This is a genomic window from Streptomyces sp. PKA51 (assembly GCF_057552455.1).
This window is the reverse complement of the sequence record NZ_BAAJPZ010000002.1, coordinates 331,860-355,370: the sequence shown is the minus strand read 5'-3', so window position 1 is coordinate 355,370 and position 23,511 is coordinate 331,860. Positions and strand designations below refer to the sequence as shown.

The window sequence follows — 23,511 nt, the reverse complement described above, 5'->3', positions numbered from 1 at the left end:
TCACCGAGAAAACGACGCGGGGAGTCACCCGAAGGGAGACGGGCCCGCCCACCCCCTGACGAGCCGACCACGCTCCGCACCCGACCCACTACCGCCCCACTGGACGGCGGCCGTAAAGCGGTGCACGACCACCCCGCGAAGTGCGGTATTGTTCTCGTGCGCGGTCGGCACGGGGCAAACCCCCGGGCCGGACAAGCACCGGGACGTGGCGCAGTTTGGTAGCGCACTTGACTGGGGGTCAAGGGGTCGTGGGTTCAAATCCCGCCGTCCCGACACGGTGAAAGAAGCCTCTGATCAGCGGGAAACCGCAGGTCAGAGGCTCTTTTCGTATGCGTCGACGGATGAGCCGCAGGTGCCGGACGGGCGCGGGCTCTGGGGGCCACTTTGGGACCGGTCGGCTCCTCGCGGCCTTCGACGACGTAGCGGCTGAGGGCGGCGCCGGCCAGGTGGATCGACCGGCGGTCGGGGTGGAGGTAGCGCTGGGTGGTGGTGATCGAGCCGTGTCCGGCGATCACACGGAGGACGTGAACGGGGATGCCGGCGTCCGCCATCCATGTCAGCCCGATGTGCCGGAGGTCGTGGCGGCGCAGGCGCTCGTAGCCGAGGCGGACGACGACCGGATCCCAGTGGGTGACGTCGCGCAGGACGGCGGTGGTGATGCCTCCGCCGCGCGGTCCGGTGAAGAGCCGGGGGCCGTGGGGTTGTGTCCCACTGCGTCGAGGCGGGCGCTGACCATGGGCCGGAGTTCGGGGATGAGGGAGATCGAGCGGCGTCTTTTGCCCTTGGTGCCCTTGTCGATGGGGCCGCCGGGCTGGGGGTGGTCTGGCGGCAGCACTCCCAGGTCCAGGTGTGCCGGTCGATGTCCTGGGCTCGGACGCCGGAGACCTCGCCGACGCGGGCGGCGATGCAGGCGACGAAGCGTACGGTGTCGCCCCGGCCCGGGTACTGCTCGTTCGACCGCTCGACGAGGGCGTTGGCGAAGCTGTCGAGCGCGCCCCAAATCCCGCAGGGCGATCCAGCCGTAGACGGTGCGGTCGACAACACCGTTGGTGACGACCTGGACTTCAAGGTGCCCGATGGCCGGTACGACGCGCAGCCGCCAGCCCGCACCGTAGAGCTCGTAAGAGGATCATGATGTGCGGTTCTTCAGGCGTCGCCAGCAGATGAGCCGTTGTAGCCGGTGGCGCAGCTCCGGCCCGGACGGCCGGCGCGGTCCGGCCCAGCTCAACGCGTCCGACCGCGGTGTTGATCGCTACGCGACCCCTCACTGTGTGTCATTACGAGTCCGTCAGCGGGGAGCCGGCGTGTCCGGTCCCTCTTCGCATGGTGTCCGCCACCGGGGAGAGCTTGTTGTCCGCCCACAGCCTGACGGACTTTCGCGCCCGCCTGGCCGAGGAAGGCCGGTCGGCCTGGTCACCGACGAGTGGGGGCGGCGATACGGACGTGCCGCCCGCCTCGGGAAGCTCGTGACCTGGGCCGAGGAACGGATGGACATCACCCTCAAGACCGTCCGGCGCCCGCCGAACACGGCTGGATCCCCCACTCCTCCGCAGAACCCGGGCCCTCACCCTGGCCGAACCAGTGGCGCCAGCGCAAGAACTCCATGTTCTTCCCCTGCACCGCGCGCTCGACAGGAGGCCGTGCGGCTGGCGGCGGCGAAGAACAACCGAGCGACCAACCTCACGCCGACCTCGGCGATGAGGCGGCGCAGCGGCGGGGCAGTGCCCGCCGTTCTGTTGCCGCCTGTGGCCCACCTCACCGCGGGTCGGCCCGGCAAGGCCGTCGACCTGCTCACCACCCTGGACGACCGCACCGAGCGCCTCGGCGGCGTACGCGTGGAGCGCGAGATCATCCAGGACACCCTCGCCCGCGGACGCCCCGACCGCCTGACCGGCCGGGGCATGGGAGTCGGGTCAAGGTCACAGCCCAGGCAGGAGATCTCCGGGTGGGCATCTCGCTCGCTTCGGTGTGATCTCGGCGCAGTGGCCCGGTACTGCGGTCGCTCGTCGTAACGGGCTCGCAGGCGAAGGCGTGCCAGGCCGCACGACGGGTCGGGGTGACCGGTTGCGGTACGCCGATGGCGAGCCGCCGTGATGTGGCTGTGGAGGTCTTCCGGCTGGTTATCGGGTCCTGAAGCGGCGGTAGAGGTTGCGGGCCACGTACACGCCCGGGCCGCCGAAGCCGACGATGTCGGCGCGTCCGTCTCCGGTGATGTCGGCGAGGAAGCGGGGGTGGCGGTCGACCCGCCAGGCGCCGGCGTCGTCGTTGTACCCGAACCCGTGGCACACCAGCTGAGCCTGCTCGAACCGGCCGTCGCCGCAGTTGTGCGCCACCCAGACGCCCTCGTCTCCGAAGCCGACGATGTCCGGATTGCCGTCACCGGTGACGTCGGCGAGGAAGCGGAGGTGCTTCTTGCTCGTCCAGTCCTGAGCGGCCCCGAAGTCGTTCAGGACGAGCTTGGAGGGCTCGAAGGTGCCGTCGCCGCGCCCGCGTGCGACGACGAGGCCCTGCGGGCCGAACCCGACGATGTCCACTGCTCCGTCAGCGGTGGTTTTGAGCAGGAACCGCGGGTGCTCCTCGGCCGAACTCCACCCCTGGTCGACCCCGAAGTCGTCGAGGATGTACAGGGGCTCGGGGAACGTGCCGTCCTCGTCCTGAAGCGACACCCATACACCGTCATCATGGAAGCCGACGATGTCGGCGCGTCCGTCACCGGTGGTGTCGACGACGAAGCGAGGATGCTGGTCGGCCAGCCAGCCACCGGCCTCCTCATCGTGGCCGAACGCCCGGAGCACCGGTTCGTCGGTGAGCGGGGCGAACCTTCCCTCCTCGTCCTGGAGCGACACCCGGACACCGCTGCCGTGGAAGCCGACGATGTCGAGCCTGCCATCGCCGGTGGTGTCGACGAGGAAGCGAGGGTGCTGGTCGGCCAGCCAGCCGCCGGCTTGGTTGCCGTGCCCGAACGCTTTGACGACGGGCTCGCCGCCCGGGGGCGGATACGTTCCGTCCTCGGCTTGAGGGTGCACCCGGACGCCATCTGCGGACAGCACGACGATGTCGCCCTTGCCGTCGCCCGTCGTGTCCGCGAGGGTCCACAGATCCGCGGGGCTCGCGGAGGGAGCGGGCGGGTGCAGGACGCGCTCGTCGCGGTCGAACGTGCCGTCACCTTGGCTGGGCGACGTCACCGCGCCCTTCGCGGGCTTGAGCCCCACGATGTCCGCCCGTCCGGTTCCCGTGACATCGGCGAGGAACCGCGCACCGAGCCCGGCCCACCAGGTCGGCTGCCCGCTGGGAGAGCGGTTGACACCGTCGTTCTTCCAGCCGCCGGCGTCCTGGTCGCTCCCGAACCGCTGGAGGACCAGCAGCATGTCGCTGAAGGAGGGCGTCGCGCCGGGTGCCGGCCGCAGCGCGTCCGAGGGAGCCAGCCGCCAGGACTGGCGACTGTTCCAGTGACTCAGAGGAGACCAGCGCAGCACGGGGTCGCTGATGCGCTCGGGCTCTGCCGGGACCAGGCGCCAGCGCTGGCTCTGAGCACTGTCGTCGTACTCGTGCAGGACGATCCGGGTGTGGTCCTGGCCGGGGACGGCAAGGTCGAGGACCGTGCCGTCAATCACGCCCTCGATGAGGTAGAGACCCGCTTCCCCTTCGACGGGGACGACGCGCCACTGCTGGGCCGCGTTGTCGCCGGCGGCGGCGTCCCACTGGCGGACACCACGGTCTGCGGCAGCGGGGTTGTCGAGCACCTTGCCGCTGACCGCGTTGCGGATCACGTATGCCTGCTCGTCCTGGGCGGCCTGCACGGGGACGAGCTGCCACAGGTCGGGGTCCGGGCCGCCGTCGGGAAGGTCGCGGACGACGAGCGCCCCGTCCGCGCCCGGCACGGCCCTGGCGCCGAGAGTCTCTCCTGTGGCGGCATTGACGATCTGGAGCTTCAATTCTTCCGTGGGCACCGGCATCGGGCTGCCTCTTCCAGGCGGTTGGGGCGTGGGCTCGGGACGGGGGCGGCGCGGTAGTGCCCGCCGGTCACGTGAAGACGTGGTGGTAGGGGACGCTCCACTCGTTGGGCAGCCGCGGGTAGAACGTGTTGATGACCGTGCCGGTGAAGTCCCCGCCCCAGTTGTAGGTGAGGCGCACCTCGCTGTCGGCCGCCACCGCGTGGTCCTTGAACCCGAGGATGGCGTCGGGGTGGGTGATCGGCACGAAGGTGATCCCGCCCCACGGCGTCACCGTGACGATCCAGAGCTGGGTGTCCTCGGGTGCGCCGTTCTTCCCGCGCCACTTGTCGCCGACCTTGTCGGGCAGGCCGACCTGGACGGTGTCGGCCGTGCTCTTGGGAGCGTCCTGATTGACGGTGACGCGCCTGCGCTGCGGCTTGGGCAGGCCGTCGTCGCCGCGACCGTCGTCGGCCTTGCCGGCTCCAGCCGGCTTGGGCGAGACCTGGCCCGCGGCGCTCTCGAGGAAGTACAGCGGCCGCTGCCCGAAGAAGCCGGCGGGGGTGATGTGCCAGAGGTGGCCCTTCGCCTCCTTGGTGGCCGGGTCGAGCGCGGTGGCCAGTTTGACGCCCTTGTCGTGGCTCGCCTCCGCGAGTTCGGCGGGCCGCAGGTAGCCACCGTTGAAGGCGTGGACGAGCATGACCGGCCGGTTCTCGACCAGTGCCGCCACGATCGCGTTGTCGTAGCTGTTCACCGCCACCGGGCCACCGACGACCAGGTTCGACATCGCCGTGCGTTCTTGGGTGTACATCGCGGAAACCTCACCTGTTCTGGTTGGGAGAACAACGGGTCGGACGCTCAGTGCAGTGGCTTGTCGCGCGGTATCGCAGCACACGCGACAGCATTCTGTCGAAACGGCTCCAAAAACGATTGGACACTTCGTCCGCGGCAACGGTCAATGCTGCGGTACCGACAGGAAGAGACATCCCGAAAGTCGTCGGCCGGGCAATCGCCAGGCCCTCAAGTTACCTTTGACTCGGACGAGTTGGGGTAGTCTTCGACCCTTGTCACTCGATTGAGCACATAATACGGAAGCGCCTTCCCAGGCGGGTGGACCCCGTGCTAGCTTCGCCTTTCGGAACGTGCGCAGATTCTTGTTTACATTTCACCGAGCGGAATTCGGCCAGAAAAGTCGAGGGCGGGAAATGTCATCCAACGCGTACAACCTGGGACGGGCCAAGCGCCAGCCGCTGACGAAGAAGAACCTGCGGGAACTCCACATCCATCAGAATTGGAAGTCCATCCTGGAGCATCCCAATCTGGTCTACGTCGACGACTACGGTGTGCGGCACAAGCCCGTCGGGTTCTCCGTGAACAAGTCGAGCTTCGGCACGTTCACCGGGACCGCGTTCCAGCTGGGCTGGATCGCCTACATGAATCTTGGGGAGCCGCTGATCGAGGAGCGGTGCAACATCAGCCCGCCTCCACCCGACACGTTCTCCTGCCGCTGCTACGTCAACCGCAGCCAGACGTCTTCGATGACCTTCACCGACTCGGTCGATTTCACCGTGTCGAACGGGATCACGTGGTCGCTCCAGGGACAGGCCCAGCTCACCTTCGGCGGCAGCCTCAGCGCGCAGCTCCAGCTGATGCTGCAGAACCAGCTCAAGTTGGACCTCCAGCAGCAGCTTCAGATGCAGTGCCAGAACGAGGTGGCGAACAAGAACGCGAACACGGTCACCAACAAGAACAGCAAGGACAATGTCGGGGTGGACAACGCCAACGCCACCGAGACGAGCACGAGGAACGCGGCGACGAACTCCGCGACGAATTCGGTGACGAACTCGGCGGCGTTCACGACCCAGGGCAGCGCCACCGGCACCGCGACGCTCAACGCCCAGTTGATGCTGGGCATCACAGGCTCCGTCAGCGGTTCCCTGACCACCAGCTGGGCCTCGAAGTCGCAGATCTCCGGCCAGGTCCCGCCGGGCTCCCGCGTGGAGACCATCTGCACGCAGCGGCGCTGCTGCAAGCAGTACTGCTACGAGATCCCGGTGACCTTCTCCGGGTTGATCGCGGTGATGTACGCCGTGCCGGTGGCGGTCCTGTCTCCTCCGCAGTCCGGGGACCATCCCGGTCTCGACAAGGTGGTCGCCCGACCCATCGGCGACCTCGACCTGGCCGGCGGCGGATTCCTGATGACAGGGCTGGCCGAGGTCGTCTCCGCCCTGGATGTCCACCACACGATGTTCGACAGCGAGAGCCTGATCGACAACCAACAAACGCTGCACAAGCAGCCCTGACCGGGCGGGCGACGACAAGGGGTGACGACCATGGTGTTCAAGAACATCTTCGACTTCGCGGGCGAGAGCGCGGGGCTCTTCTCGGTGGCCCCCGGCAGGGCCGAGCCGCAGCCGGGTGAGGGCATCGACTTCGAGGACGCCGACGACGACGCATACGACGACAAAAGCACGAGCCTGTTCAACGGCGCGATCCACGGGGCATCCTCCCGGGCGAAGGTCGTGCGGGAGCAGTCGCCCGAAGCGCGGGCTGTCCTGGGCTTCCTCGGCTCCTTCATCCGGACCACCCAGGCGTCGGCCGATGAGCAGGCCCGGTACGCCGGGGATCCCGGCTCGGTGTCCGCGGCGGCGGACGCCGGCATGAAGAAGGCGAGTGAGACGGTGACCGAGCACAGCGGCCTCCGGAAGGACGAGGACCTGAAGATGCCGAAGAAGAGCGATTACGCCAAGGCCCCCAAGGCCCCTGAAGCACCCAAGGCACCCGAAGCCCAGGCACCCAAGGCGACCAGCGAGAAGCCGTCCCGTTTCGACGCACAGTAGTACCCGTCTTCCGAGGGGGCAGGGGCGAGAACGCCCCTGCCCCCTCGTGCGTCATACGGGAAGCAACTGCCACTGCCGGCCTCGGTGGTCGCCATCCGACCCGTCCTGCCGGATCGCCGCGCGGGCGTTGGTGTCGACCTGCAGGAGCAGGCCGCTGCTGTGGTTAGCGATCTCGTACACCCGCGGGGTGTCGGTCGCCGAGCCCACCGGGATCAACCTCCACTGCTGGTGGCGCGCTTCAGCACCCTCGTAGGCGCGCTGCGCGATCACCGCCCAGGCCGTATCCTGCGGTCCGCCGGCCTCCAGGACCTTGCCGCTGCGCACGTTCTCGATCCTGTACAGGACGTCGCCGTTGTCCTGACCTGCCGCGACCAGCCGCCACCGCTGGTGATCCCTGGAGGTGGCGAGCAACTGGTGGATCTCGGCCCCGTCCTTGGTCGACTCGCGCAGAACCCCCATGCGCAGCTTGCTGCGGACGTTGGCCCAGGAGACCACCGTGCCCGACTCGGGCAGCCCGGCCATCTTCGCCGACGCGACCTTCCGAACCCGGTTGTTGGCCGTGTCGGCGATGTAGAGGGTGTCGACGCAGTCCACAGCGAGCCCGGATGAGCCGCTCAACTGGGCTGAGGCGGCCGGCCCGTCGTCACCGCTGAAGCCCGCGGTGTCCTTGCCTGCGACCGTGCTGATGTTCCCCTCAGTGTCGACCTTCCGGATCCGGTGGTTGCCGCGGTCGGCAATGTAGAGGACGCCGGTACTGTCCACCGTCACGGCCACCGGTTGCTTCAACTGGGCATCTTTCGCGAGGCCGCCATCGCCGCTGAAGCCCGCGGTGTCCTTGCCTGCGACCGTGCTGATGTTCCCCTCAGTGTCGACCTTCCGGATCCGGTGGTTTTCGCGGTCGGCGATGAAGAGGTTGTCTGTGCTATCCACCGCCACTCCCTGCGGGTAGTTGAGCCGGGCTGAACGCGCTGGGCCGCCGTCTCCCGCGAAGCCCGAGACCTCCCTCCCCGCGAACGTACTGATCTTCCCATCGGGGGTGATCTTTCGGACCCGGTGGTTTCCGTAGTCAGCGACATAGAGGGCGCCGGTACTGTCCACCGCCACCGCCAACGGGGCATTCAGCTGAGCATCTTTGGCGAAGCCGCCGTCGCCACTGAAGCCCGCGGCATTCTTGCCGGCGATCGTGGTGATCCTTCCGTCGGTCGTGACCTTCCGGATCCGGTGGTTATCGGTATCGGCGATGTATACGGTGCCAGCGCCGTCCACCGCCACCGCCAACGGGCGCCTCAGTTGGGCGTCTTTGGCGAGGCCGTCGTCGCCGCTGAAGCCCGCGGTGCCCTTGCCGGCGATCGTGCTGACCCTTCCGTCAGTCGTCATCTTTCGGACCCGGTGGTTGCCCTCCTCGGAGAAGTAGACGGTGCCGGTGCTGTCCACCGCGATGCCCCACGGGCCCTTCAATCGCGCAGAAGCCGCAGGCACGCTCTCCCCCGTCAACCCCCCATCCCCGGCTCCCGCGACCGTTTTGATCGGAGGACCGGAAGGCTCGTCGCCTGTGGCTGCCGCCTGAGCAGTGCTCATCGTCATCCCCTTCACCGTTCGCCGACCGCCCGCTATAGACGGCTATCAATTGATTGCAAAGCGCCATGAGAGTTTTTGGGGCTGCCAGGTCGAGGAGGCCGTGGCGGCGGCACGCATCGGGCGCAGGTGATGCCGGGGGTTCACCGGCAGCCCGCCCGCCGCCCCGGTGCGGGGCACTCCCCGGCGGTACCCGCTGTATGGACACCGGTACCGCCGACGGCGACCGCTGTCTGCCGGACGCGACTGGCCCGCTACTCCGCTCGGCCTGGGGCAGCGAGCGTCAGGGCGAGATCGCGTATCCCGGTGCCTGCTGGCCGAACATCTGGGCGATGTGCCAGACCGCGTGGTCCGTGCCGTGGAAGAACACTTCCAGGCGTCCGTCGGCGTTGGCCTCCACGACGGGTTCGCCGCCGATGTTCTGCGCGATCTGCTCGTGGGCGCTCCAGTCGGCACCGTTGACGATGGTCTGCTCGCTGACCCAGAGGTGGCCGCCGCCCCAGTAGAAGGCGGCGAGCCGGGCGTCGGCGGCCCTGGCGACGGCCGGGTTACCCGTGAGGGTGCCTCCAAGGCCCGTCAGTTTGTCCCAGCCGTTGTAGTCGTCGGCCTGCGGCAGGTGCCACAGGGCGTTGTCGGTGCCGCGGAAGAACACCTCCAGACGCCCGTCGGCGTTGATGCCGACGACCGGGTCGCCGCCGATGTTCTGGGCGATGCTTACCGGGCTGTCCCAGCCGCTGCTGTTGGCGTCCCGCTGCCGGACGACCCACAGGTGACCGTCGGTGCCGCGGAAGAACACCTGGAGCCTGCCACGGGCGTCCGTCGCCACGGCCGGGTCGCCGGACATGGATCCGCCCAGGTTGGCCGGGCCGGTCCAGTTTCCGTAGCCGGACTTGGTGGTCTCCCACACATGCCACAGGGCGTTGTCGGTGCCCCGGAAGAACGCCTCCGGACGCCCGTCGGCATCCAGCCCGGGAATGGGGTCGCCCGCGATATGGGTGGCCAGCGTCACCCCGGCGCCGTAGGTCCCGTTGATGATCGTCTGCCAGGGGTGTTCGAGGTTGCCTTCACTGTTCCGGAAGAACACCCCGATGCGCCGCGCGGCCGTCCGCAGCACGGAGGGATCGCCGGACAGGACGCTGCTGCCCAGGTTCTCCCAGTCGGACCAACCGCCCCACGTCTGCTGATGGCTGGTCGACAGCGCGTTGTCGGCACGGTTCCTCACGAACACCTCGAGGCGACCGTCCGACGAGGGTGCCACCGCCGGATTGCCGGTCAACTGCCCGCCGAGCGAGGCCACCGTGCCCCAGCTCATCCCCGGAGTCGAAGGAATCGTCATGTTCTCCCCCTTCTGCTCGCCCCCGGCGCTCCACCCCCGGGGGTATCGACATATGCACGGGATCAGTTGCCTTCTGCGAAATATGGAGACCCGGCAACCGCTATAGGACGGAGCCGTCAGGGCCTGTTCCGACTACTCCGAGGTCTTGGCTCCTGCCGCCGCGTCCCTGGCCCACCTCATCGCAGGCCGACCCGGCAAAGCCGTCGGCCTGCTCACCGCCCTGGGCGACCGCGCCGAACGTCTCGGCGGCGTACGTGTGGGACGCGAGATCATCCCACCATCGCCCTCGCTGTCACCTCCTGCACGATCGCACCGCCATCCGCCGCCACCACACATACGAAGACGTTCTCCTCGTCTCACGCCCATGTGCCGTCCCCATGTCCGCGGCGGGCGCGCCGACGCGGTAGCGGCCGCCGGCTGTTGGTCTCGCTGCCGTCCGCTCGGTGACCGCCTCGCCCCGGCCGGTCCATGACGTCAGTCGGGGCTCCCGGGCGGTCAGATCAGTGGAATCTCCAGGTAGGACGGGTCGTCGGCGGGTGACGAGACGATAAGGGAAGTGCCGAGCTTGTTGGCGTCGCTGTAGAAGGGGTCCTTGGAGTCCAGGACGAGCATCAGCCGGTGCCCTGCCGGGATGGTGTAGCCGGTGGCCTGGAGCAGGATGTCGGCGGTCACCGGCCGGCCGATGGTGGCGTCGGGATCCGTGAACGGCGCGTGCGTGATGATGTGCGCCTTCCCGGTGGCGTCGACGTCGAAGAGGTGCACCACGAGCGTGATCTGCGGGGAGCTCGCGGTGTACGTCAGCCTGAGCCGGGGGATGCCGCGGAGCGTTGTTGCGCCGGGCACCTCCGCGCTCACCCACACTCCGGCGTCGGCACGGTTGATGTCACCGGTCCGGTACACCTTGGGGCGCCCGTTCATCTCTTCGTAGCCGGTTTTGATGATCTCGTCGGCGACGGTGGCAGGTGTGTCCATGCTGGTTCGGAAGGACAGGGCCCATCCGGTCTCGGGCTTGTCCGTCAGCGCGCCGTGGCCCGTGCCCTCGGCCGCGCCGGCCAGATACAGCGGCTCGGGACGGCCGACGAAAGTGTCCCAGGTCTCGGCATCGTCCAGGGGGCCTTTCCACATCAGGTGACCGGACACCTGTCCCTCGGTGTCGTCGAGCTCCCCTTTGAGGTGGTGCGCCAGCCAGCGGTGTGCGCCCTCCCAGATCGGGTTGGGCAGCCCGATCGTGCCGGGCGTCTCGGGGCCTGAGTGGTCGCCGATCGACAGCATGATGCGCTTCGGTCCGGTGAGCGCGTTGAACATCTTGAGTGTCTGGTTGGTCGGGAAGAGCGTCTCGTGCCAGGCGTGCGCGAAGTACACGGGAACTGCGCGGTTGTTGAGGCGCTCCACGTAGGTGTACGGGGACCGCTTGCCGGCCCACTCCAGAGTCTCGGGAATGTTCCGGCTGGCCAGCACGTCGTCGAAGATCTGCCGGGTGCGCTCGCTGAGCCGGGCGTTCTTCGCGGCGTTGAACAGGCCCTGCACGGCAGCGATGTGGCGGGTGGAGTTCTCGTAGAACGCCTCGCCCAGGTCTCCCCAGGTGCTCATGGCGACGACGGCCGACACCCGCTCGTCGTGGGCGGCGACGAGTTGGCTGATGCCGGAACCGTACGAGTCGCCGAGGAAACCGGCCTTGGTGAAGACGCCGCCCGACTGCGCGATGAGGTAGCTGAGCGCCCGGCGGCCGTCGGCGACGTCCTCGGGCCCCGCCACCTCGACCTCGCCCTCGGACCGGCCGAAGCCGCGTGCGGTGTAGGCCAGGACGTTGTAGCCCTCAAGCGCCGCGAAGAGGGTGGCCTGCACGGCGTAGATCCACCAGCCGGCGTCGGTCCATGGCGAGGGCATCACGATCAGCGGGCGCGGCTGTCCGGTGGGATGCTTCCACAGCGCGCCGTCCAGCTCGGGCTCGCCGTCGGCCCCGGGCACTTTCACCCGGCTGAACACGAGCACGTGGCGGGCGGCAGCGACCTCCTCGGCCCGCAGGGGCGCCAGTCCCCTTGTGTCGCCCGACTCCAGCGCCTCGACGAACCGCGTCAGCAACGCCTCGTCCAGCTCCGGGTAGAGGCTCGCCGGCCGGTCCCGGTCCTCCCGGCCGTCGTCCGACGGCACATTCGCTGAGTTCACATCCGCCCCCGTCCCGTGGTTGCCGCCCTTTGCCGGCCGACCGGACCAGTGCGACTCCGCCGCCGCGTCCGTCAACGGAGCGTGGTCTGCGGCTTCACGGTATGAGTCCGTAAATCACCCCCGCCAGAAGGCGAGGTGAGCGTGGTTGTGCTTCCGGCCAATGCCGGTGGCAGACCTCGCGGCAGGGCCTCGAGGGACCCTGCCCTTGGGGCGGCGGCTGGTCCGGCTGAGTGTCGGGCGGTCCGTTCGACGCATAGGACGACATGCGGTGTCGGCTGTCACAACCACGGTGACGCAATACCCATTGCGAACCCTTGTGCGTCGTTGTCCTCGTGTCGCGGCACGGTTTGAATGACAGCGGCCCGCTGTCATGGTTCCGCGATGGATGGGGGAGGACAGTGCAGGCCGACGCGCACGAGTACACCTGCTTTGGCGACGGCACGCGGTTGTTCAAGGCTGGCAGAACCTGCTCGTCGGGCACGGCGCCGGCCGTCGCAGATCGTCACCGACGACCCCGCCACGGCCCTGCACATCGTGGTCTCCAACGGCGGTGACGAGACCGTCTACTGCCGGGAGATCTCTTCGCCCTGCCGGAGGGCGACCTCGCCCAGAGCCTCGTCGAGGCCGACGCGGGCGACGGCCAGGCGCCGGGCTGGGACGTGGTACGCCTCCAGCCCGGCACGCAGACCGTCGTGCCGTCGGGCGACTACGCCCGCTTCCAGGTCACCCCCAAGGGCGACGACAAGAAGAAGTCGGGCGTGCCGGTCGACGCCTCCGGCCTCGTCATCACCCTGGAGAACCTCAAGATCAGCTCCCGGCCCGGCACGGCCCGGATCGAGATCCGCGAGGTCGCCACCACGAACACGGACCAGTGGTCCGACAACCCGCGCTTCACCAAGCTGGCCCTCACGAAGTTCCCGGCGCCGAAGATCCCGGCCGTGGTCGTCTCGGACTTCACGGCAAACAGCCTCGAGGTGGAGGCCGGTACGGAGATCACCCTTACCTGGAACGGCCCGTCGACCCTCGACTACACGGTCTCGCACGGCGGCGACCCGCACCCGGTGAAGAACGACCACGCGTGCAAAGCGACGATCGACCGCGATACGACCTTCCAGCTCTCGTACGTCACGGGCGGGACCACGCACTACCTCACGACCACGGTCACGGTGAAGAACCCGAAGCTGACGGGGCTGGAGGTCGACGGGCCGCTCACGGTCACCGGCGACACCGGGGTCCAGAAGCTGACGGTGGCCAAGGATCTCACCGCGCAGGGCGCACTCACCGGCGGCGACAGCACCGTTAAGTTCGGCGAGGGCATCCAGGTTTCCGGCTCGATCTCGGCCTCGGGAGGGATCTCGACCTCGGGAGGGCTCTCCGCCTCGGGAGCGATCGCGGCCTCGGGAGTGACGGTGGGTGGCAACAGCGTCTTCGTCAACGGCGACGTCGTAAACCTCTGGAATGACGCGACCGGAGGAGCTATGTACACCTCAACCGATCAACACTGCGACGCGTACTACGTTTTCACGGAAACCGGCGGGCACGACCGGTCGAAGTGGTACCTGAAGCACGGCTGAGCAGCTCCCCGTCGGGGTGGTGGGGAGCCGGCGAGGACGCCGGGCGTGCGCCTCACCGCCCCAGGCGGATGCGGTGGAGCTGGTCGCGGCCCTCCGGGACGGTGCCGGACTTGTCGACCGCGTAGGCGGTGGTGCCGGCGATCGTGATGTGGTTCGGGTTGGGGCCCGTCGGGAGGGTTTCCGTCACCGTGGCCTTGGCCGGGTCGACGACCGTGACGGTGGCCGCCGTGCGGTTGGCGACCAGGACGCGGCCCGTGCGGCGGTCGGTGGCCACGGAGAGGGCGCCGGCGCCGGTGGGGATGGTCCGGGTGACCGCCTTCTTGCGCAGGTCGACGACCGAGACGGCGCCCGCCGCCTGGTCGGCGGTGTAGGCGGTGCGGCCGTCGGGGGAGAGGGCCACGGAGATGGGGCCGTTGCCGGCGGGGATGAAGGAGGGGTCCTTGGCGTACGGGGAGACGGCTATGAGGCGGTTGCCCTTCAGGTCGGTCGCGTAGACCGTGCCCGTCCGCTCGTTGACGGCGAGACCGGCGGGGGCCGCGCCGGGGACGGTCACGCGCTTCTTCTCCTTGAACGTGCGCGTGTCGAAGGCGACCACGGTGCCGTCCCCGAAGCCGCCGGCCCACGCGAGGTCGTGGCGCTCGTCGACGACGACCTCGCGGGCGTGGGCCACGTTGGGCAGGGTGGCCAGGTGCTTGCCGGTGCGCTGGCTGTAGACGGCGAGGGAGTTGTTGCGGGTGTTGGTGGTCCAGACGGTGTCGTGCTCGTCGTCGACGGCGACGCCGTAGACGGCCTCGACGGCGCCGGTGGCGGTGTCCGTCACCGGCGGGGTGTGGGTCGCCTTCACCTTCAGGGTCTTCGGGTCGACCTCGAGCAGGGCCGAGGAGGTGACCGGCGGGCGGCCGACGGCCGTGGTGGCCCACAGGACGTGGTGGCGCTCGGAGTAGGCCGTCTGGTACAGGCCCTTGGCGAGCGGCGCCGAGACGACGGTCGAGGGGTGGGAGGCGGCGGAGGCGGTGCCGGTCGTGAGCGGCACGGTGGCCGCGGCGAGGGCCAGGGCGGCGACGGCGGTACGGCGGGTGGTCGAGGGCATGTTGCGTCGGTCTCCTTGCGTGGGAGGAATGCGGATGAGGCTAAGTTAGCTTAGCCTTACCTAAGTTATCCACCTGTATCGGAGCCACCCCGCATGACGTTGCCCACCCCGCCCGAAGGCGCCCCCCAGCACCCGCCCCGCCTCGCGCGCCCGCAGGCGCTGCCGTTGCTCGCCGCACCGCCCTTCGCGCTGCCCGGCCCCGGCGGCGCGGCGCAGTTCTGGGCGGACGTGCGCCGGCGCGGTACGCCCCTGGTGGCGCCCGATCCGCTGGGCAGGGCCGACCACCGGGCCGTGACGTTCCTGTGGCGCGGTACGCCCCGTACGCGCGCGGTGCAGGTGCTGCCCAACAAGCTCGTCGACCCGCGGGTCCCCGAGGACAACCTCATGCGGCACGTCCCCGGCACCGACGTGTGGCACTGGACCCTGCGGCTGCGCGCGGACTGGCGCGGCACCTACGACATCCACGTGGACGAAGGCGACGGCCCGGCGCCCGAGGACCCGGCGTACTGGCCGTGGATGCGCGGCAACCGCCGCCCCGACCCGTACAACCCGCGCCGTCTGCCGCGGCGCTGGGGCGGGCAGCCCGTCGCCTGTGCCGCACTGCCGGACGCCCCCGGCGCGGACGACTGGCTGCCCCGGGCGGACGTGCCGCGCGGCACCGTCACCGAGGGCGAGGTGACGAGCAGCCACCTGGGCGACCGCCGGCGGGTGTGGCTGTACGCGCCTCCCGCAGCCGCCGACGCCGCCGACCTGCCGGTCCTGGTGCTTCTGGACGGCGAGCACTGGCAACCCCGCCTGGGCATCGCCCACCTCTTGGACAACCTCATCGCCGACGGCCGCATCCCGCCGCTGGTCGCCGTGCTGCCGGAGTCCGTGGACGCGGCCACCCGCTGGGCGCAGCTGACCTGCCGCCCGCAGTTCGTGGCCTTCTTGGAGGAGGAGCTGCTGCCCTGGGCCGGGACCCGGCTGCCGCTCACCGCGGACCCCGCGCGCACGATCGTGGCCGGGCAGAGCCTCGGCGGGCTCGCCGCCGCCCACGCGGCCGTCCACAGCCCGCACCGCTTCGGCAACGTGCTCGCCCAGTCCGCTTCGTTCTGGTGGCCCGTCGGACCGCAGGCCGAGTGGCTGACCGGCGTCCTGGCCGCCACCGAGCGGCTGCCGGTGCGCTTCTGGCTCTCCTTCGGCGCGCAGGAGTGGGTGGCCCTGCCCGCGGCCAAGCGCCTGCGCGAGACGCTGGCCGCGGCGGGCTACGAGGACGCCGTCTTCCGCGAGTTCAACGGCGGCCACGACTACCTGTGCTGGCGCACCGAACTCGCCGAGGGGCTCGTGGGGCTGCTCTCCCCGCGCTGAGCCGCGTCCAGTTCCTCCAGCCGGGCCGCCAGCACGGCCGCGATCGCATCCAGGTGGCGGCCCTGGAGCAGCTGCGGGTGCGTGCAGTCCAGGTCGTGGTTGTCGAGGCCGCCGCCGAGGTGCGGGCGCCACGCCTCATGGGTCAGCCAGTCCTCGGCGCGGGGCGCGGCGGCGGTGAAGAAGAGCATGTCGCCGTCGAAGCGCCGGTGCCGGTGTTCGCGCATCATGCGGGCGTGGTTCGGCACGATGTCGACGATCCTGGACAGGGTCCGCTCGCCCAGCCCGGCGAGCGGGCTGCCCGCCCGGCGCAGGGTGGCCAGGACGTCCTCGCGGGTGCGTTCGCCGGCCCGGTCGAAGCCGGCCATGCGCAGCACGGCGGTGAGCGCGTCGCCCTCCTCGGGTGCGGGCCGCTCGCGCCACTGCTCGGCGGGGAAGGCGTCCAGCAGGGCCAGCAGGTCGACCTCCTCGCCCGCTTCCTGCAGCAGGACGGCCACGGTGTGGGCGAGGACGCCGCCCACCGACCAGCCGATCAGCCGGTAGGGACCGTGCGGCTGGACCTCCCGGATCCGTGCGGCGTAGTCCGCCGCCTCCTGCGCCAGGGTGCGCGGCAGCGGCTCGTCGTCGCCGAGCCCGCGCGCCTGGATGCCGTACAGGGGTTGGCCGGGGCCGAGCCGGGCGGCGAGGCCCGCGTAGCACCAGGCGAGGCCCCCGGCCGGGTGGACGGCGAAGAGCGGGGTGCCCCCGTCGCCGGCGCGCAGGGGCAGGACGACGCCCAGGGCGTCGCCGGCGGCCGGTGCGGCGGCGGCCGTCCGGGCCGCGAGCGCGGCCGGGGTCGGCGCCTCGAACAGGGAGCCGATGGTCAGCTCGGTGCCGAACTCCTCCCGGATGCGCGTCACCAGGCGCACCGCGAGCAGCGAGGTGCCGCCGAGGTCGAAGAACGAGTCGTCGGGCCCGGTGTGCCCCAGCCCCAGCACCTCGGCGAACAGCCGGGTCAGGGCCGCCTCCCGGGCGTCGGCCGGCGCCCGGCCCCCGTCCGCCCCGGCGAAGACGGGGGCGGGCAGGCCGCGCCGGTCCAGCTTGCCGTTGGGGCTCAGCGGGAACGCGTCCAGGGCGACGACCGCGGCCGGCACCATGTGCTCGGGCAGGTCACGGGCCAGCGCCGCGCGGACGGCCGCCGGGTCGGCGCCGCCGGTGACGTACCCCACGAGCAGCTGCTCGCCGGGCCGGTCCTCGCGCACCAGCGCGCAGGCGCCCTCCACGCCCGCCTGGGCGGCGAGCTGCGCCTCGATCTCGCCGAGTTCGATGCGCTGGCCGCGCAGTTTGACCTGGTGGTCGGTGCGGCCGAGGTAGACGACCTCGCCGTCCTGCGTCCAGCGGGCCAGGTCGCCGGTGCGGTACATGCGGCTGCCCGGCGGCCCGAAGGGGTCGGTGACGAAGCGGGCCGCCGTCAGGTCGGGGCGGTTCAGGTAGCCCTCGGCCAGCTGGCGCCCGGCCAGGTACAGCTCGCCGGGCACGCCGGGCGGGCAGGGCTGCCCGGCGGCATCCAGGACGTACAGGCGGGTGTTCCACACGGGCCGGCCGATCGGCACCGGGCCGCCGGCCGCCGGGTCGCAGGCGTGGTACGTGACGTCGACGGCGGCCTCCGTCGGGCCGTACAGGTTGTGCAGCTCGACGCCGGGCAGGGCGCGGGCGAAGGCGTGCGCCGTCTCCCGGGGCAGGGCCTCGCCGCTGCAGAAGACCCGCCGCAGGCTGTCCGCGCACCCGCCCGCCTCCGCCTCGGCGAGGAAGACCTGGAGCATGGAGGGGACGAAGTGGCAGGTGGTGACGGCCTGTTCCCGGATCAGCCGGGCCAGGCCGTGCGGGTCCTTGTGCAGGTCCGGTGCGGCGACGACGAGGGTGGCGCCCTCGCGCAGGGGCCAGAAGAATTCCCAGACGGACACGTCGAAGGACGACGGCGTCTTCTGCAGCACCCGGTCCTCGCCGGTCAGCGGGTAGGCGTGCTGCATCCAGCGCAGCCGGTTGTCGATCGCCCGATGCGCGACCACCACGCCCTTGGGCCGGCCCGTCGAGCCGGAGGTGTAGATGACGTACGCCGGGTGGTGGGGGGTGAGCGCCTTCGGCGGGTTGACCCATGGGCACCCCGACACGTCGAGGCCGTCCAGGACGACCACCGGGGCCCGCCCGTCCTCGGGCAGGCGGCCGGCGCGGTCGGCAATTGCGCAGACCGGCCCTGCGTCCTGGAGCATGTACGCCAGTCGCGCCTGCGGATAGTCCGGGTCCAGCGGCAGATAGGCGGCGCCCGTCTTGAGGACCGCGAGCAGGGCGACGACCAGATCGGCCGAGCGCGGCACCGACACCGCCACCACCTCGCCCGGCCGGGCCCCGAACGCGCGCAGGTGGTGGGCCAGCCGGTTGGCGCGCACGTTGAGTTCGCCGTACGTGAGCGTGGTCCCGCCGTCCACCAGGGCGGGTGCGCCGGGCGTGTGGATCGCGCGCGCCTCGATCGGACCGATCAGCGTCGTCGGCGGCACCGGCTGCGCGGTGTCGTTGAACGTCTCCAGGACCAGCGCGCGTTCCGCCGGCGTGGCGATGCCGAGGCGGGCCGTGGGCTGCCCGGGGTCGGCCTGCGCGATCAGATCCAGCAGGTGCAGGAAGCGCTCCTGGTGGGCGGCGAGGGCCGCGTCGTCGTACAGGGCGGGGTTGCCGTCGTGGTCGATCGCCAGGCCCCGGCCGTCGGCGCGGTCGTACACACCCACCGTCAGGTCCTCGACGGGGCCCGCGGAGAGGTTGCGGGCCCGCGCCGGCGCCCCCGCGAAGTCGACGCCGTAGTCGAACGGCATGACGTTGACGAGCGGGCCCACCAGGCCGCGGCTCTCGCCGAGCAGGCCGAGGTCGCGGCGGATGTCCTCGTAGCGGTAGCGCTGGTGACGGCGGACCTCCCGGATGCCGAGGACCACCTGCCGCACCAGTTCGGCGAAGGTCGCCTCCGGGGTGACGGTCAGCCGCAGCGGCAGCACGTTCATCACCATGCCCGGCACGCGCAGCGCGGCCGACCCCAGCCGGCCCATCATCGGCAGGCCCAGCACCACCTCCGTGGCCCCGATCGCCCGCGAGACGTACAGCGCCTGCGCGGCGATCAGCACGTCCGGCCAGGTGGCCCGCAGCCGGCCGGCCAGCTCGCGCAGCCGCTCGGTGGCCTCGGGGGAGAGCCGGGCGCTGCGCCGGCGGAACGTGCGCGAGGGCAGCGCGCCGCGGCCTGCCAGGCGGGGCACCTCCGGGCGGTCGGCGAACGCCGCCGCCCAGTGCGCGCGGTCGGTGGCGAACGCCTCCGAGGCGCGGTAGGCCGCGTCGTCCGCCACCAGGTCGGCAAGGCTTCCGAACCGCCGCGGCGGCGGCTCCTCGCCGCGGGCGAGGGCGGTGTGGACCTCGGCGGTGCGGCGCACCAGCAGGGAGTACCCGTAGCCGTCCATCACCAGGTGGTGGATGCGCTGGTACCACAGCCAGCGCTCCGCACCGATGCGGAACAGGGCGTGCCGGAACGGTGGGCCGGCCGCCAGGTCGCAGGGCGTGGCGAGGTCGGCGCGCATCCACGCCTCCGCCTCGCCCTCCGCATCGGCCGCACCGCGCAGGTCGCGCACGGTCAGCGGCAACTCCACCGCCTCGGCCACCTGCTGGCGCGGGCCCTGCGGGCCGTCGGTCACCCGCACGCGCAGCGCCTCGCACTCGGCCACCACCTGACGCAGGGCGGCGGCGAACACGCCGGGATCCAGCGGGCCGTCGATCTCCAGGCACTCCGCGGTGTTCTGGGCGGGGCTGTGCGGGTCGAGCGCCTGGGCGTACCACATGCCCGACTGGGCGGCCGTCAGCGGCAGGACGGTGCCGGGTGCGGTGCCGGCGGTGCGCTCGACGCGGGGGTCGGCGGTCGCTGCGGTGCTCACGAGGCCCCCAGCAGCGTCGCCCAGGCATCGACGGCGGGCCGCTCGGCGAGATCGGCGAAGTCGGCCGTGACGGCGTGTTCGCGGCGCCAGCGCTCCAGCAGCGTCATGACACGGATCGAGTCCAGGCCGTAGTCGAGGAGGTTCTCGTCGACGGGGATGTCGCAGGGGTCCTCGCCGAGGCAGTCGGCGACGTCCTCGCGGATCTTCTCCAGGGTCAGGGACATGCGGCTCAGACCTCCCGGAAGAGCGCGTCGGTGGTGGTCACGGCGGCGCAGCGGCCGGCGGCCCAGCGCAGGGCCATGGCGTGCTCCTCGGCGGAGAAGTCGGCGACGGCGTCGGCGACGACGAACGCCCGGATGTCGCGCATCCACGCGTCGGCGGCCGTCATCAGCACGCCGATGTGCGCGTACACGCCCGTGATCACCAGCTGGTCGCGGCCCCAGCCGCGCATCCGCTCCTCCAGGTCGGTGCGGGCGAACGCGCTGTACTTCCACTTGGTGAGCAGGGTGTCCCCGGGTGCGGGCGCCACGGCGTCCGGCACGGCCAGGGCCGCGGGGTCGTCGGCGACGCCCGGGCCCCAGAAGTCGAGCTGGAGCCCGCGCTCCTCGGGGCTCTGCCCGCCGCGCTGGACGGAGTAGACCACCGGTACGCCCAGTCGGCGGGCCCGGGCCAGGAGGCGGGCGGTGTGGGCGAGCATGCCGGTCAGCGGCTGCTCGCCGGCCGGGAAGGCGGACAGGAAGTGCTGCTGCAGGTCGTGCACGAGCAGCACGGCGCGGTCCGGGTCCGCGGTCCAGGACACGCGGTTCGCGGGCAGGTCGCCGGCGGACGGCAGGGGATAGGCGGAGATGGAGGGAAGTGCCATGGGAAGGGGGCCTTTCAGCGCTGCTCGGCGGTCGACCGCAGCTGCTTCCGGCTGACCTTGCCGATGCCGGTCTGCGGGAAGGCGTCGACGAAGGCGACGAGGTCGGGGATCTTGTAGGCGGCGACGCCGCGTTCGCGGACGAAGCGTTTGACGTCGACGGGCCGCAGCGGCCCGGCACCCGGGCGCAGGATCACGTAGGCGAGGGTGCGTTCGCCCAGGTAGTCGTCGGGCACGGCGACGAGGCAGGCGTCGTGCACGCCCGGGTGGGCCAGGAGGATGTTCTCGATCTCCTCCGCGGCGATCTTCTCGCCGCCGCGGTTGATCTGGTCCTTGGCCCGGCCCTCGACGACCAGGTGCCCGCTCGGCACGCGGCGCACGATGTCGCCGGTGCGGTAGAAGCCGTCCTCGGTGAACGCGGTCCGGTTGTGCTCGGGCGCCCGCCAGTAGCCGCGGATGGTGTAGGGGCCGCGGGTCAGCAGATGGCCGAACGCGCCGTCGGGCACGTCCCGGTCGGCGTCGTCGACGACACGGATCTCGTCGTCGGGGGAGATCGGCAGGCCCTGCGTGGTGACGACGGTCTCGGGGTCGTCGTCCAGGCGCGTGTAGTTGACCAGGCCCTCGGCCATGCCGAAGACCTGCATCAGCCGGCAGCCCAGCGCGGGCTCCAGCCGCCGGGCCGCCTGCTCGCTGTACTTGGCGCCGCCGACCAGGACCAGTTCCAGGCTGGAGAGGTCGTACGCGCTGCCGGCCGCGGCGTCCGTCCACACCAGGGCGAGCGGCGGCACCAGCCCCGTCATGGTGATCCGCTCCCGCTCGATCAGCGGGAAGGCGGTCGCCGGATCGGGCTTCGGGCACAGCACGGCGGTGCCGCCCGCGTACAGCACGCCGAGCCAGCCCGGCGAGCTCATGGGGAAGTTGTGGGCGGCGGGCAGCACGACGAGGAAGCGCGTACCGGCGTGCACGCCGCAGATCTCGTTGGAGCCGCGCAGCGAGTAGAGGTAGTCGTCGTGGGTGCGCGGGATCAGCTTGGGCACCCCGGTCGTCCCGCCCGACAGCTGCAGGAACGCCAGCTCGTGCGGGCGCGGGCCCGCAGGTGGTGCGGACGGCTCGCACGGCACCTCGGACAGCGCGGTGTGCCCGCCCGGCTCGCCGGCCACGAAGACGTGCTCCAGGCCGGGGGTGCGCTGCTGCACGCGGGTGGCCAGCTCCCGGTGGTCGAAGCCCTCGTGCACGTCCGGGACGACGTAGGCGACGGCCTCGGTGAAGGAGCAGAAGTGCGCGATCTCCGTCTCCCGGTGCGCGGGCAGCGCGTACACCGGCAGCGCCCCGATGCGGAAGAGCGCGAAGACCACCTCGGCGAACTCGCCCACGTTGGGCAGCTGGACGACCACGCGGTCGCCGCGGCCGATGCCGCGCGCCGCGAAGCCCGCGGCCAGCCGGTCGGCGGCCTCGTCCAGCTCGCGGTACGTCCAGGTGCGGCGCCGCGGCGCCGGGTCGACCAGGGCGATGCGGTCGGGGTGGGCGGCGGCGCGCTCGCGCAGCATCCCGCCGAAGGTCTCGCCGCGCCAGTGGCCCGCGGCGCGGTAGCGCTCGGCGAATTCCTGGGGCCAGGTGGGCGCGTCGACGCCGGGGGTCAGTGCGGACGCGGTCACAGCGCGGCCCCCACGGCGTCGAGGAACGTACGGAACTTCGCGGCGGTCTCGGCGGTCTCGGCCTCGGGGCAGGAGCCGGCCACCACGCCCGCGCCGGCGTACAGCCGCAGGGTGCGGCCCTCGGCCTCGGCGCAGCGGATGGTCACCACCCACTCGCCGTCGCCGTCGGCGTCCTGCCAGCCGACCATGCCGGTGTACGCGCCGCGGTCGAAGGGCTCGGAGCCGGCGATGACGGCGCGGGCCACGTCGGTGGGCGTGCCGCACACCGCGGGGGTCGGGTGCAGGGCCGAGGCGAGGTCGAGCGCGGTGACGCCGGGCCCGGCGATCTCGCCGGTGACGGTGGTCGACAGGTGCCACATCGTCGCCGTGCGCACCAGCGTGGGCCGTTCGGGCACCGCCAGGCGGCGGCACAGCGGGGCCAGTGCCCGGCGTACGGCGTCCACCACGACGGCGTGCTCGTGCAGGTCCTTCGGCGACTCCAGCAGCGCCACCGCCCGGCGCACGTCCTCGGCCAGGTCGGCGCTGCGCGGCGCCGAGCCGGCCAGCGGGTTGGCGGTCACCAGGGGGCCGCGGCGGGCGACGAGGAGCTCGGGGCTGGCCCCGACGAGGGTGCGGCTCGCTCCGGCAGGCACCGCGAAGGTGTAGCCGGAGGGGTCGCGGCGGGCGAGCCGGTTCAGCAGGGCCGGCAGGTCGGGGGCGTGCGGCGCGGTCAGCTCCAGGGTGCGGGCGAGGACGACCTTGCTCAGTTCCCCGGCGCGTATGCGCTCGACGGCGGCGGCCACGGCCGCCGCGTACCCCTCGGCCGCCGGCCACTCGCGCACCTGCCAGTCGGCGCCGTCCGCCGCGTCGGGGGCGGGCAGCGCGATCAGCGGGTCCTGGGCCAGGGGAGGGGCGCTGCGCACCGTGCGGGGCACGGCCAGGGCCGTCGGCGCGCCGGGGGCGAAGGGGATCGCGCCGAGGACCATCGGGGCGGGGGCGGCCGGCTCCCGCAGCGAGTGCAGCAGTTCGTGCACCCGCTGCGGCAACGGTCTGCTGCCGCCCGGGACCTCGGCGGCCGTGCCGTGGGCGAGCAGGGTGCGCCGGGGCGTGGCGAGGAAGCGGTCCGAGCCGGGGCGGTAGGCGTCCAGCAGGGCCACCGCCGCACCCGGGGTCGGCAGGGGCGGGGCGGAAAGGACGCTCGGGGATGTGGTCATGGG

General features: G+C 71.5%; 17 protein-coding genes and 1 tRNA gene. 6 read left to right on the top strand and 12 right to left on the bottom strand.

Translation table 11 applies throughout. From position 1 onward, the window contains the following. Positions 1-199: 199 nt before the first annotated feature. A tRNA-Pro gene (locus AC27L3_RS03970) sits at positions 200-273 on the top strand. On the opposite strand, the gene AC27L3_RS03965 is transcribed toward AC27L3_RS03970, so the two are convergent. Further along, positions 255-551 (bottom strand): hypothetical protein, encoded by a 297-nt coding sequence (locus tag AC27L3_RS03965; protein WP_487232594.1) that lies wholly within the window; start codon positions 549-551, stop codon positions 255-257. The two genes, AC27L3_RS03970 and AC27L3_RS03965, sit on opposite strands and share 19 nt — an antisense overlap. Positions 552-1,745: 1,194 nt before the next feature. Here AC27L3_RS03965 and AC27L3_RS03960 point away from each other — a divergent pair. Further along, positions 1,746-2,012 (top strand): hypothetical protein, encoded by a 267-nt coding sequence (locus AC27L3_RS03960; RefSeq protein ID WP_487232593.1) that lies wholly within the window; start codon positions 1,746-1,748, stop codon positions 2,010-2,012. A gap of 108 nt (positions 2,013-2,120) precedes the next feature. On the opposite strand, the gene AC27L3_RS03955 is transcribed toward AC27L3_RS03960, so the two are convergent. Beyond that, complete coding sequence (locus AC27L3_RS03955; protein ID WP_487232592.1) at positions 2,121-3,956, bottom strand: FG-GAP-like repeat-containing protein; 1,836 nt, start codon at positions 3,954-3,956, stop codon at positions 2,121-2,123. A 67-nt stretch (positions 3,957-4,023) separates the two neighbouring features. After that, positions 4,024-4,743: a hypothetical protein gene (locus tag AC27L3_RS03950; protein WP_487232591.1), complete on the bottom strand. Its 720-nt coding sequence runs from the start codon at positions 4,741-4,743 to the stop codon at positions 4,024-4,026. Between the two features lie 394 nt (positions 4,744-5,137). Between AC27L3_RS03950 and AC27L3_RS03945 the strand changes: the two genes are divergently transcribed. Both AC27L3_RS03945 and AC27L3_RS03940 read left to right on the top strand, forming a co-directional pair. After that, the gene (locus AC27L3_RS03945; protein WP_487232590.1) at positions 5,138-6,235 is read left to right on the top strand and encodes a hypothetical protein; all 1,098 of its coding nucleotides are present in this window, start codon (positions 5,138-5,140) and stop codon (positions 6,233-6,235) included. Between the two features lie 30 nt (positions 6,236-6,265). Next, positions 6,266-6,772, top strand: a complete 507-nt coding sequence (locus AC27L3_RS03940) for a hypothetical protein (RefSeq protein WP_487232589.1) — start codon at positions 6,266-6,268, stop codon at positions 6,770-6,772. Between the two features lie 51 nt (positions 6,773-6,823). Here the strand turns inward: AC27L3_RS03940 and AC27L3_RS03935 are convergent, their stop codons facing one another. The 3 genes from AC27L3_RS03935 to AC27L3_RS03925 all read right to left on the bottom strand — a co-directional run bounded on the left by AC27L3_RS03935 (position 6,824) and on the right by AC27L3_RS03925 (position 11,849). Continuing rightward, entirely contained in the window at positions 6,824-8,350 is a 1,527-nt protein-coding gene (locus AC27L3_RS03935) for an NHL domain-containing protein (RefSeq protein ID WP_487232588.1), read from the bottom strand. Between the two features lie 280 nt (positions 8,351-8,630). After that, complete coding sequence (locus tag AC27L3_RS03930) at positions 8,631-9,683, bottom strand: PLL family lectin (protein ID WP_487232587.1); 1,053 nt, start codon at positions 9,681-9,683, stop codon at positions 8,631-8,633. A 495-nt stretch (positions 9,684-10,178) separates the two neighbouring features. Then, positions 10,179-11,849, bottom strand: coding sequence for a CocE/NonD family hydrolase (locus AC27L3_RS03925; RefSeq protein WP_487232586.1), 1,671 nt, complete (start codon positions 11,847-11,849; stop codon positions 10,179-10,181). Between the two features lie 659 nt (positions 11,850-12,508). Here AC27L3_RS03925 and AC27L3_RS03920 point away from each other — a divergent pair. Then, positions 12,509-13,423, top strand: coding sequence for a hypothetical protein (locus AC27L3_RS03920; RefSeq protein WP_487232585.1), 915 nt, complete (start codon positions 12,509-12,511; stop codon positions 13,421-13,423). 52 nt (positions 13,424-13,475) lie between these two features. Here AC27L3_RS03920 and AC27L3_RS03915 read toward each other — a convergent pair whose 3' ends face one another. Next, on the bottom strand, positions 13,476-14,513 hold the full coding sequence (locus tag AC27L3_RS03915) for a YncE family protein (protein ID WP_487232584.1): 1,038 nt from the start codon (positions 14,511-14,513) through the stop codon (positions 13,476-13,478). Between the two features lie 93 nt (positions 14,514-14,606). On the opposite strand from AC27L3_RS03915, the gene fes reads away from it, so the two are divergent. Beyond that, positions 14,607-15,863: an enterochelin esterase gene (fes, locus tag AC27L3_RS03910; protein ID WP_487232583.1), complete on the top strand. Its 1,257-nt coding sequence runs from the start codon at positions 14,607-14,609 to the stop codon at positions 15,861-15,863. Here the strand turns inward: fes and AC27L3_RS03905 are convergent. From AC27L3_RS03905 to AC27L3_RS03885, 5 genes are read right to left on the bottom strand one after another with little or no spacing between them, the layout of a single operon-like run. Further along, positions 15,803-19,801, bottom strand: coding sequence for an amino acid adenylation domain-containing protein (locus tag AC27L3_RS03905; protein ID WP_487232582.1), 3,999 nt, complete (start codon positions 19,799-19,801; stop codon positions 15,803-15,805). The two genes, fes and AC27L3_RS03905, sit on opposite strands and share 61 nt — an antisense overlap. After that, a complete protein-coding gene (locus AC27L3_RS03900; protein ID WP_487232581.1) occupies positions 19,798-20,025 on the bottom strand; it encodes a phosphopantetheine-binding protein in 228 nt (75 codons plus the stop codon). The genes AC27L3_RS03905 and AC27L3_RS03900 overlap by 4 nt, the downstream gene beginning before the upstream one ends. 5 nt (positions 20,026-20,030) lie before the next feature. Next, positions 20,031-20,663, bottom strand: coding sequence for an isochorismatase family protein (locus AC27L3_RS03895; RefSeq protein ID WP_487232580.1), 633 nt, complete (start codon positions 20,661-20,663; stop codon positions 20,031-20,033). A gap of 14 nt (positions 20,664-20,677) precedes the next feature. Then, positions 20,678-22,315 carry a (2,3-dihydroxybenzoyl)adenylate synthase gene (locus AC27L3_RS03890; protein WP_487232579.1) on the bottom strand — a complete coding sequence of 546 codons (1,638 nt, stop codon included), beginning with the start codon at positions 22,313-22,315 and terminating at the stop codon, positions 20,678-20,680. Continuing rightward, positions 22,312-23,508 carry an isochorismate synthase gene (locus AC27L3_RS03885; RefSeq protein ID WP_487232578.1) on the bottom strand — a complete coding sequence of 399 codons (1,197 nt, stop codon included), beginning with the start codon at positions 23,506-23,508 and terminating at the stop codon, positions 22,312-22,314. The genes AC27L3_RS03890 and AC27L3_RS03885 overlap by 4 nt, the downstream gene beginning before the upstream one ends. Between the last annotated feature and the right edge of the window lie 3 nt (positions 23,509-23,511).

Excerpts from the sequence above, each read along its gene's own strand:
- AC27L3_RS03965 (WP_487232594.1), bottom strand. The coding sequence starts at position 551 with ATGGCGGACGCCGGCATCCCCGTTCACGTCCTCCGTGTGATCGCCGGA.
- AC27L3_RS03955 (WP_487232592.1), bottom strand. The coding sequence starts at position 3,956 with ATGCCGGTGCCCACGGAAGAATTGAAGCTCCAGATCGTCAATGCCGCC.
- AC27L3_RS03950 (WP_487232591.1), bottom strand. The coding sequence starts at position 4,743 with ATGTACACCCAAGAACGCACGGCGATGTCGAACCTGGTCGTCGGTGGC.
- AC27L3_RS03945 (WP_487232590.1), top strand. The coding sequence starts at position 5,138 with ATGTCATCCAACGCGTACAACCTGGGACGGGCCAAGCGCCAGCCGCTG.
- AC27L3_RS03940 (WP_487232589.1), top strand. The coding sequence starts at position 6,266 with ATGGTGTTCAAGAACATCTTCGACTTCGCGGGCGAGAGCGCGGGGCTC.
- AC27L3_RS03935 (WP_487232588.1), bottom strand. The coding sequence starts at position 8,350 with ATGAGCACTGCTCAGGCGGCAGCCACAGGCGACGAGCCTTCCGGTCCT.
- AC27L3_RS03930 (WP_487232587.1), bottom strand. The coding sequence starts at position 9,683 with ATGACGATTCCTTCGACTCCGGGGATGAGCTGGGGCACGGTGGCCTCG.
- AC27L3_RS03915 (WP_487232584.1), bottom strand. The coding sequence starts at position 14,513 with ATGCCCTCGACCACCCGCCGTACCGCCGTCGCCGCCCTGGCCCTCGCC.
- fes (WP_487232583.1), top strand. The coding sequence starts at position 14,607 with ATGACGTTGCCCACCCCGCCCGAAGGCGCCCCCCAGCACCCGCCCCGC.
- AC27L3_RS03900 (WP_487232581.1), bottom strand. The coding sequence starts at position 20,025 with ATGTCCCTGACCCTGGAGAAGATCCGCGAGGACGTCGCCGACTGCCTC.
- AC27L3_RS03895 (WP_487232580.1), bottom strand. The coding sequence starts at position 20,663 with ATGGCACTTCCCTCCATCTCCGCCTATCCCCTGCCGTCCGCCGGCGAC.
- AC27L3_RS03885 (WP_487232578.1), bottom strand. The coding sequence starts at position 23,508 with ATGACCACATCCCCGAGCGTCCTTTCCGCCCCGCCCCTGCCGACCCCG.